This window comes from Micromonospora sp. NPDC049047 (assembly GCF_040649135.1).
Lineage (GTDB): Bacteria > Actinomycetota > Actinomycetes > Mycobacteriales > Micromonosporaceae > Micromonospora.
This window is the reverse complement of record NZ_JBEZEY010000009.1, coordinates 290,159-308,385: the sequence shown is the minus strand read 5'-3', so window position 1 is coordinate 308,385 and position 18,227 is coordinate 290,159. Positions and strand designations below refer to the sequence as shown.

21 protein-coding genes, 3 tRNA genes and 1 pseudogene are annotated in these 18,227 nt (G+C 66.3%); 8 read left to right on the top strand and 17 right to left on the bottom strand.

Annotated features, from left to right (window positions below; all coding sequences use genetic code 11):
• The 13 genes from AB0B86_RS17655 to AB0B86_RS17595 form a co-directional block, all read right to left on the bottom strand.
• Positions 1 to 132 (bottom strand): immune inhibitor A domain-containing protein (locus tag AB0B86_RS17655; RefSeq protein WP_357418612.1); only part of this gene is annotated, 132 nt, incomplete at its 3' end.
• On the bottom strand, positions 113 to 829 hold the full coding sequence (gene rplA / locus AB0B86_RS17650) for a 50S ribosomal protein L1 (protein WP_357418602.1): 717 nt from the start codon (positions 827 to 829) through the stop codon (positions 113 to 115). The genes rplA and AB0B86_RS17655, both read right to left, overlap by 20 nt.
• A 78-nt stretch (positions 830 to 907) precedes the next feature.
• Positions 908 to 1,339 (bottom strand): 50S ribosomal protein L11, encoded by a 432-nt coding sequence (gene rplK / locus AB0B86_RS17645; protein ID WP_145778886.1) that lies wholly within the window; start codon positions 1,337 to 1,339, stop codon positions 908 to 910.
• A gap of 187 nt (positions 1,340 to 1,526) precedes the next feature.
• Positions 1,527 to 2,249, bottom strand: coding sequence for a transcription termination/antitermination protein NusG (gene nusG / locus AB0B86_RS17640; protein ID WP_357406446.1), 723 nt, complete (start codon positions 2,247 to 2,249; stop codon positions 1,527 to 1,529).
• A 39-nt stretch (positions 2,250 to 2,288) separates the two neighbouring features.
• Positions 2,289 to 2,681: a preprotein translocase subunit SecE gene (gene secE, locus AB0B86_RS17635; RefSeq protein ID WP_088950249.1), complete on the bottom strand. Its 393-nt coding sequence runs from the start codon at positions 2,679 to 2,681 to the stop codon at positions 2,289 to 2,291.
• A 210-nt stretch (positions 2,682 to 2,891) separates the two neighbouring features.
• Positions 2,892 to 2,964: transfer RNA gene (locus AB0B86_RS17630), tRNA-Trp, on the bottom strand.
• A 129-nt stretch (positions 2,965 to 3,093) separates the two neighbouring features.
• Positions 3,094 to 3,486, bottom strand: a complete 393-nt coding sequence (locus AB0B86_RS17625; RefSeq protein WP_357406448.1) for a MaoC family dehydratase — start codon at positions 3,484 to 3,486, stop codon at positions 3,094 to 3,096.
• A gap of 1 nt (position 3,487) precedes the next feature.
• Complete coding sequence (locus AB0B86_RS17620) at positions 3,488 to 3,934, bottom strand: MaoC family dehydratase N-terminal domain-containing protein (protein ID WP_357406450.1); 447 nt, start codon at positions 3,932 to 3,934, stop codon at positions 3,488 to 3,490.
• A gap of 125 nt (positions 3,935 to 4,059) precedes the next feature.
• Complete coding sequence (rpmG, locus tag AB0B86_RS17615; RefSeq protein ID WP_007073056.1) at positions 4,060 to 4,227, bottom strand: 50S ribosomal protein L33; 168 nt, start codon at positions 4,225 to 4,227, stop codon at positions 4,060 to 4,062.
• A gap of 134 nt (positions 4,228 to 4,361) precedes the next feature.
• A tRNA-Met gene (locus AB0B86_RS17610) sits at positions 4,362 to 4,434 on the bottom strand.
• A gap of 24 nt (positions 4,435 to 4,458) precedes the next feature.
• Positions 4,459 to 4,531, bottom strand: a tRNA-Thr gene (locus AB0B86_RS17605).
• A gap of 93 nt (positions 4,532 to 4,624) precedes the next feature.
• A complete protein-coding gene (locus AB0B86_RS17600; RefSeq protein WP_357406452.1) occupies positions 4,625 to 7,150 on the bottom strand; it encodes a bifunctional diguanylate cyclase/phosphodiesterase in 2,526 nt (841 codons plus the stop codon).
• Positions 7,151 to 7,191: 41 nt separating this feature from the next.
• On the bottom strand, positions 7,192 to 7,368 hold the full coding sequence (locus tag AB0B86_RS17595) for a hypothetical protein (protein ID WP_357406454.1): 177 nt from the start codon (positions 7,366 to 7,368) through the stop codon (positions 7,192 to 7,194).
• Between the two features lie 489 nt (positions 7,369 to 7,857).
• Here AB0B86_RS17595 and AB0B86_RS17590 point away from each other — a divergent pair, with 489 nt between their 5' ends.
• From AB0B86_RS17590 to AB0B86_RS17570, 5 genes are all read left to right on the top strand, one after another.
• Entirely contained in the window at positions 7,858 to 8,301 is a 444-nt protein-coding gene (locus AB0B86_RS17590; protein ID WP_357406456.1) for a hypothetical protein, read from the top strand.
• A 156-nt stretch (positions 8,302 to 8,457) separates the two neighbouring features.
• Positions 8,458 to 9,120, top strand: coding sequence for a putative T7SS-secreted protein (locus AB0B86_RS17585; RefSeq protein WP_357406458.1), 663 nt, complete (start codon positions 8,458 to 8,460; stop codon positions 9,118 to 9,120).
• Entirely contained in the window at positions 9,120 to 9,956 is an 837-nt protein-coding gene (locus AB0B86_RS17580) for an ESX secretion-associated protein EspG (RefSeq protein WP_357406460.1), read from the top strand. Before AB0B86_RS17585 ends, AB0B86_RS17580 begins: the two co-directional genes overlap by 1 nt.
• Positions 9,949 to 11,307, top strand: a complete 1,359-nt coding sequence (locus AB0B86_RS17575) for an alpha/beta hydrolase (protein WP_357406462.1) — start codon at positions 9,949 to 9,951, stop codon at positions 11,305 to 11,307. The genes AB0B86_RS17580 and AB0B86_RS17575 overlap by 8 nt, the downstream gene beginning before the upstream one ends.
• A gap of 18 nt (positions 11,308 to 11,325) precedes the next feature.
• Complete coding sequence (locus tag AB0B86_RS17570; protein ID WP_357418599.1) at positions 11,326 to 11,775, top strand: hypothetical protein; 450 nt, start codon at positions 11,326 to 11,328, stop codon at positions 11,773 to 11,775.
• A 21-nt stretch (positions 11,776 to 11,796) separates the two neighbouring features.
• On the opposite strand, the gene AB0B86_RS17565 is transcribed toward AB0B86_RS17570, so the two are convergent.
• The 3 genes and pseudogenes from AB0B86_RS17565 to AB0B86_RS17555 all read right to left on the bottom strand — a co-directional run bounded on the left by AB0B86_RS17565 (position 11,797) and on the right by AB0B86_RS17555 (position 14,439).
• Entirely contained in the window at positions 11,797 to 12,054 is a 258-nt protein-coding gene (locus AB0B86_RS17565) for a hypothetical protein (RefSeq protein ID WP_357418596.1), read from the bottom strand.
• 11 nt (positions 12,055 to 12,065) lie between these two features.
• A pseudogene (locus AB0B86_RS17560) lies at positions 12,066 to 12,296 on the bottom strand (hypothetical protein); the annotation flags it as partial.
• 1,456 nt (positions 12,297 to 13,752) lie between these two features.
• Positions 13,753 to 14,439 (bottom strand): hypothetical protein, encoded by a 687-nt coding sequence (locus AB0B86_RS17555; RefSeq protein ID WP_357418594.1) that lies wholly within the window; start codon positions 14,437 to 14,439, stop codon positions 13,753 to 13,755.
• 219 nt (positions 14,440 to 14,658) lie between these two features.
• Between AB0B86_RS17555 and AB0B86_RS17550 the strand changes: the two genes are divergently transcribed.
• The 3 genes from AB0B86_RS17550 to AB0B86_RS17540 are packed head-to-tail and all read left to right on the top strand — an operon-like array spanning position 14,659 to position 16,975.
• A complete protein-coding gene (locus AB0B86_RS17550) occupies positions 14,659 to 15,588 on the top strand; it encodes a hypothetical protein (protein WP_266246376.1) in 930 nt (309 codons plus the stop codon).
• Positions 15,588 to 16,244, top strand: a complete 657-nt coding sequence (locus tag AB0B86_RS17545) for a Pycsar system effector family protein (RefSeq protein WP_357418591.1) — start codon at positions 15,588 to 15,590, stop codon at positions 16,242 to 16,244. The genes AB0B86_RS17550 and AB0B86_RS17545 overlap by 1 nt, the downstream gene beginning before the upstream one ends.
• 2 nt (positions 16,245 to 16,246) lie before the next feature.
• On the top strand, positions 16,247 to 16,975 hold the full coding sequence (locus AB0B86_RS17540) for an adenylate/guanylate cyclase domain-containing protein (protein ID WP_357418589.1): 729 nt from the start codon (positions 16,247 to 16,249) through the stop codon (positions 16,973 to 16,975).
• A gap of 123 nt (positions 16,976 to 17,098) precedes the next feature.
• Here AB0B86_RS17540 and AB0B86_RS17535 read toward each other — a convergent pair whose 3' ends face one another.
• Complete coding sequence (locus AB0B86_RS17535; RefSeq protein WP_357418586.1) at positions 17,099 to 18,169, bottom strand: DNA cytosine methyltransferase; 1,071 nt, start codon at positions 18,167 to 18,169, stop codon at positions 17,099 to 17,101.
• Positions 18,170 to 18,227 lie beyond the last annotated feature (58 nt).

The following is an 18,227-nucleotide window of genomic DNA, read 5'->3' as shown; positions in this document are numbered from 1 at the left end:
ACCGTAGCGGGCCTCGTTGTACCGGACCTTGACCCAGTCGGTCACCTCACCGTCGACGGTGTAGCGACCCGAGGACTGCGCCTCGTAGTACTGGTGGAGCAGCTGTGTCGGCTCAGGCCTCGACGGTGTCACCCGTGAGGTTCTTCACCAGGTTGGGGTCGACCGGAACGCCCGGGCCCATCGTGGAGGTCACGATGACCTTGCGAAGGTACTTGCCCTTGGCCGCGGACGGCTTGGCCCGCAGCACCTCGTCGAGCACCGCAGCGTAATTCTCCACCAGCTGGCTCTCCGAGAAGGAGGCCTTGCCGATGATCAGGTGCAGGTTGGAGTGCTTGTCCACCCGGAAGGTGATCTTGCCGCCCTTGATGTCCTGCACCGCCTTGGTGACGTCCATGGTCACCGTGCCGGTCTTCGGGTTCGGCATGAGACCGCGCGGGCCCAGGATCCGCGCGATCCGGCCGATCTTGGCCATCTGGTCCGGCGTGGCGATCGCCGCGTCGAAGTCGAGCCAACCACCCTGGATCCGGGCGACCAGCTCGTCGGTGCCCACCTCGTCCGCACCCGCCGCGGCAGCCTCTTCGGCCTTCGCGCCGCCAGCGAACACGATCACGCGGGCGGTCTTACCGGTGCCGTGCGGCAGGTTGACCGTGCCGCGGACCATCTGGTCCGCCTTGCGGGGGTCGACGCCGAGGCGCATGGCGACCTCGACCGTGGCGTCGAACTTGACGTTGGTGGTCTCCTTGGCCAGCTTCACGGCCTCGGCGGGGGTGTAGAGCTTGGACCGGTCGATGACATCGGCGGCCTTGCGGTAGCTCTTGCTGCGCTGCATTGCTTATTACTCCTGTGGTCTCTGGCGGGCCGCTCGGCGCGGGCCCTCCCACGGTCTGGTCGACGGCCTGGGCCGACGTCAGTCGTTGACGGTGATGCCCATCGACCGGGCGGTGCCGGCGATGATCTTCTCGGCCTGCTCGATGTCGTTGGCGTTGAGGTCGGCCATCTTCTTCTCGGCGATCTCACGCAGCTGGGCGCGGCTGACCGAGCCGACCTTCTCGGACTGCGGAACACCCGAACCCTTCTGCACACCAGCGGCCTTGATCAGCAGCCGGGCAGCGGGCGGGGTCTTCAGCACGAACGTGAAGGAACGGTCCTCGTACACGCTGATCTCGGCGGGGACGATGTCGCCCCGCTGGGACTCGGTCTGCGAGTTGTAGGACTTGCAGAACTCCATGATGTTCACGCCGTGCTGGCCGAGCGCGGGGCCGACCGGCGGCGCCGGCGTGGCCTGGCCCGCCGGCAGCTGAAGCGTGAACGTCTTGACGAGCTTCTTCTTCGGAGGCATGTCACTTCCTGGGGCTTGGAGCTGGGAAAATGCGGCTGTCGCCGCCCTCGGAGCGCGCACGGTCAGCGCGGTGCGACAGCGGCGACATTCAAGAGTAGCGCAGGCCGCAGCCCACTCGTCCGCCGAGGTCGAGCGGGAGGGCGTACGCCGACGTCGGCGGCGGGTCGGACCCGCCGCCGACGACCAGTCAGATCTTGGCGACCTGGTTGAAGTTGAGCTCCACCGGCGTCTCGCGACCGAAGATCGACACCAGCACCTTGAGCTTCTGCTGGTCGGCGTTGATCTCGCTGATCGTGGCCGGCAGCGACGCGAACGCACCGTCGGTGACGGTGACCGAGTCGCCCACCTCGAAGTCGAGGACCTTGATCTCCGGCTTCGACTTCTTCTGCTCGGTCTCGACGGCCGGTGCCAGCCACTTCAGCACCTCGTCGAGGGAGAGCGGGGCGGGCCGGTCGGCCCGGTCGGTCGCGCCGACGAAGCCGGTCACGCCCGGGGTGTTGCGGACACACGAGTAGGACTCGGCGGTCAGCTCCATCCGGACCAGGATGTAGCCCGGGAAGACCTTGGCCTGGATCTGGGAACGCTTACCGTTCTTGACCTCGACCTCTTCCCTGGTCGGCACCTCGACCTGGTAGATGAAGTCCTCCATGTCGAGGCTCGTGATCCGGGTCTCGAGGTTGGTCTTGACCTTGTTCTCGTAGCCGGCGTAGGAGTGCACGACGTACCAGTCGCCCGGCGCGTAGCGCAGCTTCTGCCGCAGCTCGGCGACGGGGTCGTAATCCTCGTCCGGTGCAGGCTCGGTGGTGGGGAACTCCGGCTCGCTGGCGGCCTCAACCGACTCGTCACCAGCCGCCGTCGCGACCGTGGACTGCTCGTCCGCGGGTCCGGCGGTCTCGTCGTACTCAGGCACGCTCGCTCACTTCCATCACTATCGGCTGGAGGCAGCCGGTCAGTCCGAGTTGCCGAAGACAAACAACACGACCTTGGCGAAGCCGTAGTCCAGCACGCCGACGATCGTCAGCATCACCGCGACGAACGTCACCACCACGGCGGTGTAGGTCAGCAACTCCTTGCGGGTCGGCCAGATGACCTTACGCAGTTCGGCAACGACCTCGCGGAAGAACCGGGCGATGCGGCCGAACACGCCCACCCGACCCGTTTCCGACCGCGTGGTGGGCCGGCTGTCCGCCGACTCCGCCCGGGCGCGGGACCGCGTGGCGGTGCCGCCTCGGGAAACCGGCTCGTCCGCGCTGGAGGCGTCGTCGTCGGCTACGTCGTCGACGACCTCGTCGTCCAGACGATCGTCGCCGGCGTCCTCGCCGTGCCGCTTGTTGTCGGCCACTTCGCCCTCCGTCGCGGAATCTCGGGTCGCACGCCGAGCGGCGTACGCGGCGCTGGTCACGCCGGCCGGACCCAACCGTCCCGCGACGGGCCGCGGCCGGTGGATCACGGAGGGCCCGATTGCCTCGGGCCACCCCGCCGATGCCACCACCACGGGCCGGACGCCGCCGAACTGGCGGCGCGACCCACGGGAACGGTCAGGCCTGAGGCGCAGGGGTGACAGGACTTGAACCTGCAGCCTGCGGTTTTGGAGACCGCTGCTCTGCCAATTGAGCTACACCCCTGTGCGGCAACACTCGCCCCACGCGGTCACAGACGACCGAGCAGGGGTCACTTGCCCCACGGCGGACCAGTGTACGGGTAGCTGCCCGACTTTCCCAACCGGTCTCTCCGCCTCGCGTGGCGGGCCTGCTTCAGCGCGTGGTCCGGATGGTCGCGCGGGCCTGCGAGAGCACCTTCTCGCCCCCGCAGGTAGCCGTCACGTCGAGTCGGGTGAGCCCGTCCCCCGTCACCTCACGGACCCGCGCGGTGACCTCGATCTCGGTGCCCCGGTCATCGTCCGGGACCACCACCGGGCGGGTGAACCGGACGCCGTACTCGACCACCGCGTCCGGCGACCCGGCCCACTCGGTGACCGCCCGACCGACGAGCGCCATGGTGAACATGCCGTGGGCGATCACCCCGGGCAGACCCACGTTCGTGGCGAACCTGTCGCTCCAGTGGATCGGGTTGAAGTCACCCGACGCGCCGGCGTAGCGGACCAGGTCCGCGCGGGTCACCTGGAACGTCTTGGCTGACAACTCCATCTCAGGCCTCCCCGCGTACGACGATCTTCGACCAGACGGCGACCACCGGTTCCCCGGTGACGGTGTGCACGTCGGTGCGCGTGGTCAGGAAGCCGTGCCCGCCCCTGGTGCTGACGTCCTCGATGGTGTTGACGCAGACCAGCTCGTCGCCAGCGACCACCGGCCGGGTGTACGCGAACCGTTGGTCGCCATGCACCACGCGGCTGTAGTCCATACCCAGGGCCGGGTCCTCGATGATCTGGCGGCTCGCGGCCATCGTGACGATCACCGGGAAGGTCGGCGGAGCCACCACGTCGGGGTGGCCGAGCGCCTGCGCGGCCGCTGGGTCGTGGTGGGCCGGATCGGTGGCGCCGATGGCGGTGGCGAACTCACGGATCTTTTCTCGGCCCACCTGGTAGGGGGCGGTCGGCGGATAGGTCCGGCCGACGAAGGAAGGGTCCAGGGACATGCCGCGAACCTACACGGAACGCACAATCGCCGACCTGGTCGGCAGGCTGCGGCGGAGCCGCACCACACCGCTCAGATCGGCGATTGGAAAGCTTTGACACCGGCCGGCACGAGGCCGGCCCCGGGTCAGCGGGTCTCGCGGTGGACCGTGTGCCGACCGTCGCGCGGGCAGAACTTCTTCAGCTCGATGCGGTCGGGGTCGTTGCGCCGGTTCTTGCGCGTGATGTAGTTGCGCTCCTTGCACTCCACACACGCCAAAGTGATCTTCGGCCGGACATCGGTAGCCTTCGCCACGGCGGAGTGCCTTCCTCGCTAACGGAAACAACTACGACGCGCCAGCCTAGACGCTGACAGCGCGGACATGCAAAGTGGGCGCCGGAAGCGCCCATTTTCTTACGACCACCGGCAACAAGCCCGGAAGACGAGAGTAGCGGTGGCCGGACTTGAACCGGCGACACAGCGATTATGAGCCGCTTGCTCTACCATCTGAGCTACACCGCTGCGATGGGTCCAGCTGAACCCTCGAGCCCCCTTACGGAATCGAACCGTAGACCTTCTCCTTACCATGGAGACGCTCTGCCGACTGAGCTAAGGGGGCCTGCGCGAACTCCCCGTGGGGCGCGCAGGAGTAAGAGTACACGGCCCTGCTCGACAGGTGAAATCGGATCCCCGGTGATCGTCTACGCCCAGCTCAGGGCACCACACGCAGGCGCGGCAGCTCCCCGCTGGAGATCGATTCCGGCTCGACCTGGGCACCGAACCAGGCGGCCAGCCGCTCGTACGGCAGCGGGCGGCTGAACAGGAAGCCCTGCCCGATCTCACAGCCGATGTCCTGGAGAAGCTCCAGGGTCAGCTCACTCTCCACGCCCTCGGCCACCACCGCCAGGCCGAACTGCTGCGAAAGGGTGACCACGGCGTTGACGATGGCCAGGTCCCCCGGGTCGGTCGCCATGCCCTGCACGAAGGAGCGGTCCACCTTCACCTCGTGCACCGGCAGCCGGCGCAGGTGCGCCAGCGACGAGTCGCCGGTGCCGAAGTCGTCCACCGAGAGCCGGACACCCAGATCACGCAGCCGCCGCAGGGTCGGAATGGGCCGGTCGGTGCCGTCCAACACCCCCGCCTCGGTGATCTCCAGGGTCAGCCGCTGCGCCGGCACTCCGTACTCGGTGAGCAGCTCCTGGACCCGGTCCGGGAAGTGCTGGTCGGTGAGGGTACGGGCGGCGATGTTCACAGCGATCGGCAGCGGCTGATCGGCGAGCGCCCAGTCCCGGCTGCGGCGCAGCCCCTCCCGGAGGACCACCTCGGTGAGCCGGCTCAGCTGGCCGGTGTGCTCGGCCACCGCCACGAAGTCCTCGGGAGCGACAGTGCCGTGCGTCGGGTCCTCCCACCGGGCCAGGCACTCGACCCCGACCAGACGTCGATCCCGCAGCGTCACCTTGGGCTGGAAGTAGACCTCCAGCTCGTCCTGGTCCAGGGCGCGGCGCAGGTCGCCGGCCAGACCCAACCGGCGCAGCGATCGGGACTCCAGCGCGGGGTTGAACAGCTGCACACTGCCCGGCACCGACTTGGCCGCGGTGGCGGCCAGGTCGACCCTGAGCAGCAGGGTCGCCGCGTCGCTGCCGTGATCGGGGTGCACGGCCACCCCGACGGCTGTGTTCACGTCGAGGGTGAGCGCGTCGAAGACCATCTCGTCCCGGATCTGGTCGCGCAGCTGGGCGGCCAGCTCGAGCGCCGCCTCCGCGCTCTCCAACCGCAGTGTCACCAGGAACTCGTCCCCACCGGCGCGACCCACCAGAGCCGACGACGGCGCGCTGGCCCGCAGCCGGCTGGCAACCTCGGCGAGGACCTTGTCCCCGGCCGCGTGACCAAGCGACTCGTTCACTTGGCGCAGCCCGTCCACGTCGAAGAGCAGCAGTGCCACCACCTCGCCGGGGGCCGCGATCGTGAAGGACTCGGCGAGCGCGCCGGTGATCCGCCGACGGTTGGGCAGGCGGGTCAGTGCGTCGTGGTACGCGTCGTGCCGGAGCCTGTCGACCAGCCGCGAATTCTCCAGGGCGACGGCGGCGTGCGCCGCCACGGTCTCGAAGATGGGGAGGTCGGCCGGAGCGAAGTGACCCACGTCGCTGAGCCGGTTGGCCACCTCCAGCGTGCCGATCACCGCCTGCCCGGAGCGCAGGGGCACCGCGATGACGTCCTTGACCTTGGAGTCGGCGAGCGCGGACCGCAGCATCGGGTCACCGCCGAAGGCCCGACCGAGGGCGACCGTCCGACCCGACTTACGGGTCTTCTCCCGGATGACCGGCGGTGTCGGGGCGACGTCGAGCAGGCCCCGGTCGTCGAGGCGTGCGGTAAGCAGGACCTCCGGGTGCCGGCCCTGGGCCGGAAGCCACAACGTGGCGTACTCCGCCTGCATGAGAGAGCGGAGTCGGCCGAGCAGCGCGTCGGTCAGGTTGCCCTCCTGACCCGCCTCGCTCATCGCCCGGGTCAGCTCGTACATGTCGCCCAGGGTGCGATGCTGCCGAATGAACTGCGAGTAGGAGCGGTAGAGCAGGACGCCGGCCACGGCCAGCGCCAGCAGCAGCAGGATCGACCAGAGCGTGGTCGCCAGGGCGATGAGGATGATCATCCCGACCGCGACGTTGAGCGCCGTGGTCAGCAGCACCTGGACCGCCGTACTCGCCGTCTCCCTGGTGCCCTGCCAACCCTGGAGAAGGGTGATCACGCCGACCACGGCGACCAAGCTGATCAACGCGTTGGCGGCGACGGCGGCGAAGACCGCACCCCAGGTGGTCGGACCGACCCCCTCGTGCGGTGGCATGGCGGCCAACACCAGCCCGGCGACGGAGAACCCGGCCGCCGCCCGCGCGACGTTGAACCAGAACTTCGGCGGCGCGTAACCGCGGTGAAGCTGCGTGAAAAGCTCGGCCGCCGTAGCGACGACGACCATGAGCAGCGGCGACAGCCAGAACAGGGCGAGCACGAGTGGGATCTCGAGGAGGGTCACCACCACCGCTTGACGGCGGACGACGAAGCTGAGCGTTGGGATGCCGGCGGCAGCCATCACCACCAGCAACGCAACAGCAGTCGGCCAATCCTCAAGGCGGATTGGCACCGTTAGCGCGAGGACCAACGACCCCACCAGGGCGATCCCGGCGAGGGGTGCCGTGATCAGCCAGGCGTGCTCGGTCGTACGACGTCGGACAGCCTTAGGTGACACCGCACCGCCCTGTCATCGGACACGTCGCCGCCGCACCGGGGTCACCGAGCGACGCTTGACGCTCCACTCGGAACCGAAACGCTGTGGCCGGCGGGGGCACCCCACTCGATCAGCGTGGACTGGAAACCACTGCCGAGTTGGGCACCAAGGAAACCAACGGCCAGCGCGGCGAGGACGAGCGACGCCGTGCGCAGCCGGCCAAACTTTCGACCAGACATTTGGAACTCCTGTCGGCAGGGGGCTGTGCGGGGATGGAGATTCCACGATGGTGCCACAGCGACGTCCGCCAGGAAAGTTCCACACCCGCGATCGGGCCAACCGACCCGCGAGCCGACCCGCTCGGCCGGGCGGGCACAACGTCCGGCCAGACCATCTGCTGATCAACCCACGGCGGCACGGCCAAGAAACGACCTAGCAGGGGAAAGCGCACCTACTAGACGTAACAGTTGAATTGACCTGTCGTCCCTCTGTCTCGGGTACGCACACTACTCGTCGCTACGTCGGGACGACAGGGCACTGTCAGCAATCTCGCGACAGTGCTCGGGACCCCGATCGCTTGGATGCTTATCGATCTACTCCCGGTTCTGGCTCAGACTCGCGTAGTGACCGGAACACGGCCCGCAACTCCGCGGCGAACAGCTCCGGCCCAGCGGACGCCGGATCGCCGACTCGCGGTAATCAAACCTGGCTCAGGGTAATTGTGGTGCATGGCGAACCAACGACAGAGCCCAGCGGTCAACGGGGCTCACTCCCGGCCAAGCGACGTCGACGACAAGACAGTTGAGGCGTTGGGCAAGTTGAGCGAGGCGCTGGAGACCATCCATCGGGTACGCGGTCACCTGTACTCGGCACACCAGCTCGTCGGCGGCGCGGACCTCACCCTCGACCAGGTGGTGAAGCTGCTCCGCGAGGCCGGGCACGACGAGACGGCCGACCGGGTCGAGCAGGAACTGTTGGGCCGCAACGTGCTACCCGGCCGGTGGACGTTCCAGATCGTGGAGGAGTTCGACGACGGCTACTACGCCGCGTTCCAGGAGATCGAGCGGGACGCGCGGGAGAAGCTGGCCGGCGGACGGCGGCACATCTACGAGGCGGAGATGAAGGAACGGCGGCGTACCCACGGGATGCCGGGGCACGAGGCAACGCCGTAGCGCGACCGTCGACGCCATTCGGGATCATCGAGGCCGGCGCGCCAGCTCGGGGCTCGATGATCCGCAGTCGTACCCGACAATCGGCCGACTCCCGGTGCGCGGCCTGGCTGGGCCACTTCCGGTGGAGCGGCCGTACCCCCGGATGAAGTAGCCGCGGTGACCGCGTTGGCCCTGGCCAGCGCGCCGGTGCCCGCGGCGGCCGGCAACACCGGGTGGAAAGACGGGTGCCGGGCCCCTGGCCACCCACTCCACGGCGAAAGCCTGTCGAACTGCCGACATCGACATCTGTTGCGCCGCTGTGATCCACTGGGCGGGGATCAGCTTGCACTTGTCTACACGGGGGACAACGGCATGAGCCTCTATGGCGACCCAGACGAATTGGATCGCGTCGCCGCACGCCTCGCGGCTCGCGCACGTGAGCTGCGCGATTGGCGTGACGATCACAACCGCCGAGTCGAAACCGCGCACTGGGTCTCGACCGCGGCGGACGCGTATCGGCAGCGGGCACGCGCCGACAGCGCAGAGATCAGTCGCGCCGCCGACAACCTGGAGCAGGCCGCCAGAGACCTCTACGCGCATGCGCAGGAGGTCCGGGAGACGCTGGCCCGCATCGCCGCGATCGAACGGGCGGCAGTGGACTGGTTCGACCGCACGAGCCGTGAAATCGCCAACCAGGTGCAGCAGGTCGCCGGAGTCCTGGAGCGGGTGCTGACGCCCCCGTGGGACGCCTGGCCGTACAAGCCCGGATTGCTGCCGCCGCCTGGCGACCGTCAGTGGCTGGATGTGGGAAAGCTCCTCCGGTCGACGGGCGCGATCTGATGCCGAGCCAGGCGCTTGCCGCGCACCGGCTGACGCTGTCGGCCCAGGAGTGGTCGGTGCTCTGCACGAAGGCGGAACTGCCCCAACCCCCCGGGTTCGACAGCCAGGTCCCCGACGACGGCACCCCAGCCACGCAGGAAGCGACGGATGCCCTCTTCGAACGGGGCGTACTGACCGGCGACGAACGCGAGCCGACCGCCTCGGTCGCCGCCAACCTCGCGGTGATCGTGGGCGGACAGGTAGTCGTTGACGTCGTCATGTCGGTCCGGCATCTCGGCCTCCGCGCACGCTTTGCGATCACCGGCGAACTCGGAGCGAGCCTGCTGACGCTTCCCGACCAGGCAGTGGAACTGTCCATGTTCCCGGCCGCCTCAATCGGCCGGGAACTGGTCCGCGCCGTGCCCGGCACCGACGAACTCGCGCGGGCGTCGGACCCCGTTCGAGCCGCCCTGGCGGGACCGGGCACCCCGCCGTACGGGCGGCTCCCGCTCGCGGCGCTCGCAGAGTACGGGCCCGCCCAACGCACGACCGGCACCCAGGGCACCGCAGCCGTGGCGGACCGTTGGGGGCTCACCGATGTGCAGCGTCGGTTGGCGGGGCGCCTCGACAGTGAGGTGATGGGCGTCCTGCGCGCAGTCGTCACCGGGCCCGCCCGAGGCGCAGTCGCCGTCGCGCAGATCATCTGGCTCGCCACCGCCGACGGTTGGCTCGCCACGCACCCGGTGACCGCAGCGGACGGCACCCGCGAGGTCGTCATCGAACCAGTGCAGAGAACCGACTTCGCAAGTGCCGTCGCTCCCTACCTCGCTGAACTGATCGGGAACAACGATGACTGAGCCGCAGCTCACCGTCACCGGCGGAGCCGGCGGCATCGACGCCCGCTACGAGGATCTGGACCTGCTCGCCAGCCACAGTGACGAGGTGAGCTCCTTCCTCGCCTCGGTCAGCCAGGAGTGCCACTCCGCCCTTGTCGATCCCAACGTGCTGGCGTCCGCGGTCCTGAATCCCGGCGGCGTGGCCCGCTTCGAAGCCGCCCTGCTCTCCGCCCTTGACGGACCCAACGGTATGACCGCGCTCGCCGCCGGATTCGGCCTGCGCGCCGCCGCACTCCGCACCGTCGTCACCGCCTACCAGGTCACCGACGAGGCGCAGGCGCAGGCAATCGAGAGTCTACGATGGACGCTCGGCTTCGCCCTGAGCCAGAATCTGCCAACAGTGATCCCGTTACTGGTAGGGCTGGGAGTGCCGATCGCCGCCTACGAACTGGCGGGCGGGGACATCGACTGGCAGCGGTTGATCACCGACCATCCCGGCGTCGTCGACCTGGTGGTAGGCGCGAGCCCAGGCTTGATCACTGGTCTCGGGATCCCGACACTCGACGTCACGGGCGCCGCGGGCATGCTCGGCGCCTTCTACCCCGACGGCTCCCCCGTGGTCGCCGACCTGGGTGTCGACATCGACCCTCGCGCGGCGAAGCCGCCAGAGGGGTTCGCCGACCTCATGCGCTCCCTCGACTACCGCAACGGGTTGTCGAACGCGGAACACCCCGACCAGATCGACGTGCGGACCATCCGCCACGCCGACGGCAGCACCGCGTACATCGTCGACATCCCCGGCACGAAAGCGTGGGGCATGCCCGGCGAGTTCAGCCCCTACCTCAACGATCTCGGCACCAACATCCACGTCATGGCCGGTGACACGACGACGCGTGAGGTGGCCATCGCGGATGCGCTCCGCAGGGCCGGCGCAAGCCCCACCGACCCCGTCATGCTTATCGGCCACAGCCAGGGCGGCATGGTCGCCGCGCAAGCCGCCCACGACAGCGCGAACGGCAACTTCGACTTCAACGTCACCCACGTCGTCACCGCGGGCTCCCCCATCGGTACGACCGACGTACCCGCGAACGTGCAGGTGCTGTCGCTGGAAAACTCGCACGACATCGTGCCGCATCTCGACGCGGCGGATAACCCGGACCGCCCGAACCGCACCAATGTCACCTTCGACACGCAGACCGGCAGCATCGGCAACAACCATGGCACCAACACGGCTTACGTACCCGCGGCCGAAGCCCTCGACCGGAGCAACGACCCGTCCGTGACGACGTACCGAGACAGCGCGAGCGCGTTCCTCGGCGCTCCCGGCACTACCGTGCAGACCAACGTCTACGAGCTGACCCGAGTCCCGTGATCGAGCAGGTGGAAGCGAGTGCTGCAGGTGTTTCGTAAAAGTCGAATCCTGACGTCAGTTGCCGCCTGCCTGGCCGTGTTGGCTCTTGTTCTGGCCGGATGCGAGCAGGTAGGCCCGAAGTCCCAGAAGCACGAGGAAGACATGACGCCGATCGCCACCCAGATTCAGACGCAACTCGCCGCAGAACCGGGCGTCACGACGGCGAAGGTCATCTATCAGAACAACCTGAACGCCCCCGGCATGGTCTCCGTAAGCCTGACGGCTGAGCCCGGTGCCGACATGAGGACCCTCGTGGACGCCGCCGGCAAACTGGTGTGGCAGAGCAGGCTCACGCCCATCTCGACCATCTCCATCGGTGTCGCGGATCCCGCGAACCCGGCCAGGGGCCAGGCCCAGGACTACAACCTTGTCACCGGCGACGACAAGGCACAGCTCGAACAACAGTGGGGTCCGCGGCCGGTCAAGTGACGAGGGCAACCTCGCATCCCATCACCGGAGCATGTCCAGCTCACCCGTCTCCGGGTCCACTGCCATACCGAGCTTGCGGTAGCCCTGAACCTCGGCGCTTCCCTGAGGAACGAAGTCAACGACGAGGTAGGGCTTCATACCCATGGGCCCTCGCAGCTCTTCCTCGTACGGCTCGCCGACATGCCAATCCTCGATCCGGAAACCACCCCTGGGCTTCCGTGCTCGCATCCGTCTGACGAACTCAGCGGTAGCCAATTCCCGAGCCTCATCCTGATCCATGGTCCTCACTGTCAAGCAACTCGACCGAGTGCGCCACTGATCTTGTCGTTCGTGGTGTCGTCTCTTGTCGTTCGTGGTGTCGTCTTGTCGTTCATGGTGTCGTCGCCGCCGTCGATGCAGTTGGCGTAGACGCGGAGCAGGACGGCGACGCCGTGGCCCAGGCACCGGGCAACCTCGGTCGGTGGGGCACCGGCATTCAGCCACCGCGAGGCCGCCGCGTGCCGCAGGTCGTACGGCCGGCGGACGAGACACTGATAAGCCAGCGACAGCGCCAGAGGAGCCCTTAGCGGCAAGATCGACGCCACCTTCGCGGCCCAGCCGGACTCGGCAAGACAAACGACAACGGCCCCCGATCAGCATCTCTGCTGGTCAGGGGCCGTGTCTGCACCTGTTGGCGGGTAGAGGATTCGAACCTCTGAAGCCTTCGCGAGCGTCAGACTGGAAGGTGCCAATCTTGTAGCCGATTCGACGCTCAGCTCTACGGCCAGCCGAGCGGACATCGGCGACGCGTTCGGCATTCCACGCCTCGACACGCTCGACGTACTGCCAGCCGAGTTCGAGGTGCCGGCGATCGTGCCACCTCGGCACTCGGCCACGGTCATCCGGCCATCCACCACGTCTACGTGCCGCCGCCGCAGACACAGCGTTTCACCAATGTGCTGCCCGCCGTCGGCGAGGACCAAGACCAGGAGGTCATCCGGCGGCGAAAGCTCGGCCACGAGCCGGTCGACGTGCGCGGCGGTGAGGATGGTCAGCCGCGAATCCCCTCGCCGGGCACCACCAGGGCTACCAGCCTCCCGGGACGGTCAACGACTGGCCGACGAGGAGATCCGCCACCGCCGTGCAAGCGTTGCTATCGCACCTCGGACACAATCAGACCTATGGACGAGGGTTCCGATGATGCGGTCACGCGAAGCAACCAGTCGTCCCGCTGGCTTCTGTGGTGCCCGCGTGAGCCCAGCTGGGTACCGACCGCCGGGCCGACGGTCAGCCCAGACGTTCCGTTTGCGCTCGACTACGTACTCATTCAAATCCTGGTTGCGATCTACGTATCGCTCCAGTGGATGGTTGTGGTAGTGATCGCGCCAGTGGTCTTCCTCGCCCGGAGCCTGCGGGCCACCACGGGCCATAAGTCAGGGTCAGGGGAGGCCAGGTGAGCTTGAGGGATCGGACCGAGCACGGGAAGAGCCGCACGCCGTTCCGATCTTTGCGATTCAAGCCGAAGCTCCGCGCCGCCCTGACAGGCGAGCGGTCCGCATCTGGTCCGCAAGAGGCCGACGGACGGTGGGGAGTGGTGTGGAGATGTCGAGAGGCGTTTCCGGTGCTAGACCCCATGTGCCCAGGTTGCCGAAGCGGACAACTTGATCTCATAATCCCCCGGTCGGAGGTTCAAGGCCCACCGCTTGGGCCCCCTGCCCGCCGGGCACGACGGCCGGCCACCACTGGCGACCGGCTGTGTCCTACCGGCGACCGCACCAGCGCTTGACATCCTGAGCGATGAGTATCAGCCCCAAAACAGCGAAGGCCCCTAACCCACGTTTCCGCAGGTCAAGGGCCTTGCCGTTTCCTGGTGGCGGGTAGAGGATTCGAACCTCTGAAGCTTTCGCGACGGATTTACAGAGCGCCAAGCGCGAGCCTCTGACCAGCATCAACGCCCTCAGCGCCACGTTCAGTGACACGTATGCGACTTCACGGCGGTTAGCCGTCCGTGCCCCCCACCAGATCGACTTCCCCCGCCAGGTAGTCCCCAATGATCAGCTTGATTCGGCCGCCGCCCTCTTGGACTTCGACGAGGTAGGCGAACCGGCCTTCCTGAACCACCGTCCAGCGGTTCGGCCCTTCCTCAAGCAGCCTGATGAACATACGGCTACCCAGCTCAGGAAAGACCTCGTCACGGACGGTAATGAACTCCTGCCGCTGAGCATCGCTCAACGTCGACCAAGCGTTCCACCCGACCCGTGCCGCAAGGGTGCCTGTTGGCTCCTGCGTCTGGTACGCCCACAGCCCCCGGCCGATCTTCTCCAAGACCCGCGCCAGCCGCTGCCCGCCCAGCTCGCTCACAAGGAAGCCGCCGCCTGGCTGCAGTCCCTGTTCGAGCTGAGCAGCTAGCGCGGGGCTGCGGGTAAGGGTCCGCGCGATATTCGGTCGCCGCAGTGCTCCCGGCTCAACAGTCCCGCACATGACGACCTCCAAGAGGCAGGCGACGAACTGCTCATCCAGCGACGACCCTCCGTTGCACCTGTCGCAAGAACCTACGATCAGAAGGTTGTCGGGGTAGGGCTTGTCCAGGAACACCTTGGGGGGCACGTGATCCCTGGTATCGGGCTTACCACCACAGAAGATGCAGAATCCCAACAGGCGCTCATCCGCAAAGATCTCCGTCACCCATCCAGGGTCACGGATCGCAGCCGTGAGTGCACGTGACTATTCCGGGCCGTGCCGGCGGTGACGCATCCACCGCGGCGGCCGGTGATGAATTGCCCGTTGACGGAACGTGCCGGTGTCCGCAGTGCATCCGTCACCGACTTTCGCCCGAGCGGTGGGGCCTTGCTGTCGCACCTACGTCGTACCGTCCACTCTGGGACACGACTGCGAGGCGGAGCTATGACAGAGGTAGGTCTGAAGGGCCTCATCGAGGAACTGGACCAGGCGGCAAAGGACGAGTTCGCTTCCGGCCCAGAGGTGGTAGATAAGGGTCACGAGCTAGACGTGGATGAGCTGCCGGTCCAGGCGCGCAGGTGGCACAAGCTCACCGACGCTGTAGCGGTGGTCGCAGACCTTAAGAACTCTACGCGGCTCGGGACCGGCAAGCACGCGAAGAGCACCGCGAGCATCTACCAGGCCAGCACCGGCGGGGTCGTTCGGATCTTCGATGAGTTTGATGCCGATTTCCTGGCTATTCAGGGCGACGGGGCGTTCGCTCTTTTCTGGGGTGAGATGCGATACGAGAGGGCTATTTGCGCTGGCATTACGATCAAGACATTCAGCCTTGACCTCGTGCGCCGACTAGAGGCCCGCTGGCCTAATGACGAGGAACTGCCGAAGACAGGCTTCAAGGTAGGGGTCGCTGCCAGCCGTCTCCTCGTGAAGCGCGTGGGGACGCCACGGAACCCGAACCAACAGGAGCCAGTATGGGCCGGCAAGGCGGTGAATTACGCTGCCAAGGCCGCTCAGGGCGTAGACAGGCACGTAATGGCCGTCACCGGCACGGTGTGGGATCAGGCCGAGAAGTATGAGTACCTAACTTACTCCTGCCCCTGCGGCGACGGTCCGAGCCCGACCATCTGGTCGGACCACATCATTGAGCGGCTTCCAGACGGCGACCTAGAGGCACAAGGCCGCACCTTGTCCTCACAGTGGTGTGCCATCCACGGCGAGGATTTCTGCGCCGCCATCTTGCGCGGCGAAAAGAAGCGCGACGACCTAGACCACGCGAAGACGCAAGAGGCAGCGGCGCGGCAACGGAGCGTCCTAGCTCTGAAGGCACAACGGGAGAGGGCTGCTCTGCGCGCTCGCATTGCTGGGTTGCGCTGATGACTCAGCCCGAGGAGAAAAGCGACGACTGCGAGCCGGATCAGGCATGGAAGGCGCTTAGCCTCGTCAACGATTGGGTCAAGCACGCCGAGGCGAAGAGCGCTACCATCCTCGCTGCAAGCGGAGTAACCGGGGGAGTTCTCTTCAACCTCGTGAGGAACCAGACCCGGCCTGGGTGGTGGCTCACGATCTTTGGCATACTCTGCGGCTCCGCCGTAATTCTTGCCGGGACGTGTGCCCTCCTTGCGCTCACGCCGCGCACCGGACGCGTCAGCCGCCTTAGCGCCAAGCTCAAGGCGATGACGCACCGGCCGAATAAGCCCGATCCGGACACCCTCGACGAGAGCCGGCTGCGAGAGAACGGCGGAGTCGACGAGGCCACTACCGTGGCAGATCCGGACCCATCCAACTTGCTGTTCTTCGCTCACATTGCTCGTGATTATGCGGACGACAGCCCGACCTACACAGAGGTTCTTACCGCTCTGACGACCGACAAGAAGCGACTGACCGAACACATCGCCCGGCAAGTTCATGCCAACGCAGGCGTCGCACATCGAAAGTTCCGGTGGGCGGAGCGCGCTATTCGCTGGTTAGCGCTAGCACTCGCAACCCTGGCGGGAGTTACGATCATCGTGGGTCGAATGGCAGGTGGCTAAGCATGGATGGTAAGTACAGACCGTACAACTACTTGGCTAGCATCGAGCGGATCGACGGTTACCTCAAGCAACCGCGCGGGAATTTCGAGGAAGTTGATGAACTTCCCGATCGCGACCGGCTCACCTACACAAACGGCTTTTATGCTCAATGGTGCTCTGCCCTATTCGTGGATATTCGCGATTCATCAAAACTGCCGGACGTCTACTCTCGACCCGCCCTCGCAAAGATTTACCGCGCATACATCAGTGAGATGGTTGCCATACTCAGCGGCGTCCCCAAAGTGCATGAGGTCAACATTGTTGGCGACGGAGTGTGGGGAGTGTTCAACTCTAGCCAGAAGAGCGACAACGACGAGGTTTTCTCGGCAGCTTTTAAAATCAATTCCCTCCTCAGAATCCTGAACCACAAAATGAAAACTGCTGGATACGAAACCCCTATCCGCGTCGGCATCGGCGTGGCCGATGGACGCGCCTTGATGATTAAGGCAGGGTTCAACGGCAGCGGTATCCATGATGTCGTATACATGGGCCAAGTCGTCAATCGGGCCGCAAAGTTGGCCAGCCAAGGCAGCAAGGGGCTCACTCCGCCGATCGTTCTTGACGAGGACTTCGTCGTTCACCTCAATGGTCACAACGCGGATCTCGTCCATTATGATCGACGCAGCGGGTGGTACACATCGGATGCCGTAAGTGCCGTCATGGACGAGTGGGCCGACGAGAACTGCCTCTAGGTCGTACTCGTCGGTTCGCTCTCGCACGCACAGGCTGTCAGTGACGCAAGCCCCCAGTCGGGATACGCCAAATTCCGCTTCGGTTGGCATCCGTCACCGGAACCGGCAAGCGGGCCGTAGTCGCTATCCCTCGTACAGGTACTCGCCGTGCAGCGCTCGAACGACCTTCTCAGCGAGCAGCGGAGGCACCGAGTTCCCGATCTGCGCCTGAATTGAGTTCCGGCTGCCAACAAATTCAAAGCTGTCAGGAAAGGTAAAAAGCCTGCGAAGCTCTGGCACCCGAAGGCGACGGTTCTCCCAGTGGAACGGGCCGACATATGGGCCGGGCTGAGCCTGGATCGTGGGAGAAGGTCGATCAGGCGAAAGCTTCAGCATGAACGACCAGTACTTGCTGCGCCACTTGAACAGCGGGGAAGGGTGTCCCCTGTTCTCGGTGTAGAACAGGTAGTTATCACCAGGGGGGATGTCGGCGAGCAGGTGACCGTATTTCCCTCCAACCACCTCGCTGGACTCGGGCTCCGACACCAAGCCCTCAAGCGCCTGAGCAGCCGTGACGTACGGGTGTGTCAGCCTGCCGGATGCTTTGCCTTCCCACAGGCCGCCGTGACTCGGGTGAGGATGCGTGGGTACGGGTTCCCCCTTGGGGGCTCCCAGAATGAACAGCCGAGGACGAGACTGCGGTACGCCGTAATCGGCCGAGTGCAGCACCTTCCATACGAAGTCATAACCCGCATCATTGATCTCTTTTAGGAGCCGCTCAAAAGCAGGCCGACTCGCCTTATTGTTGTAGGTGAGTGCATACACATTCTCAAGGAGGAACCGACGCGGTCGCGCCTCTCGCAGGACGCGCGTGTACTCCTGAAGGAGTGAAGCCGTCGGATCCAAACCCTCACGTTTCCAGTCCAGCCAGAAGCCAGACTTCGAGAAGGGTGTACAGGGCGGTCCGCCAATGAGCAAATCCGGGCGTTCACCGCTACCGAGGCCAGCGGCAGCAAGGATCTTGTCTGTCTCGACCTTGAGGATGTCCGTGTCGATGACTGGTGCGCGAAGGTGGGAGAAGTTCTTCTCCATGGTCGCTACGGCGTCCCGGTTTACCTCGACGGCGGCGCGCACCTCGTAGCCGGCGCGCTCAGCACCTAGGTCGAGCCCACCCGCCCCTGAGAAGAGTGAGATTGCTACGCCCCTGGTTTCCACCTCACGATCATGCCAGACGGAGCCGCAGACGCTCCCAACCAAGTCCGGCGTGCCCAGC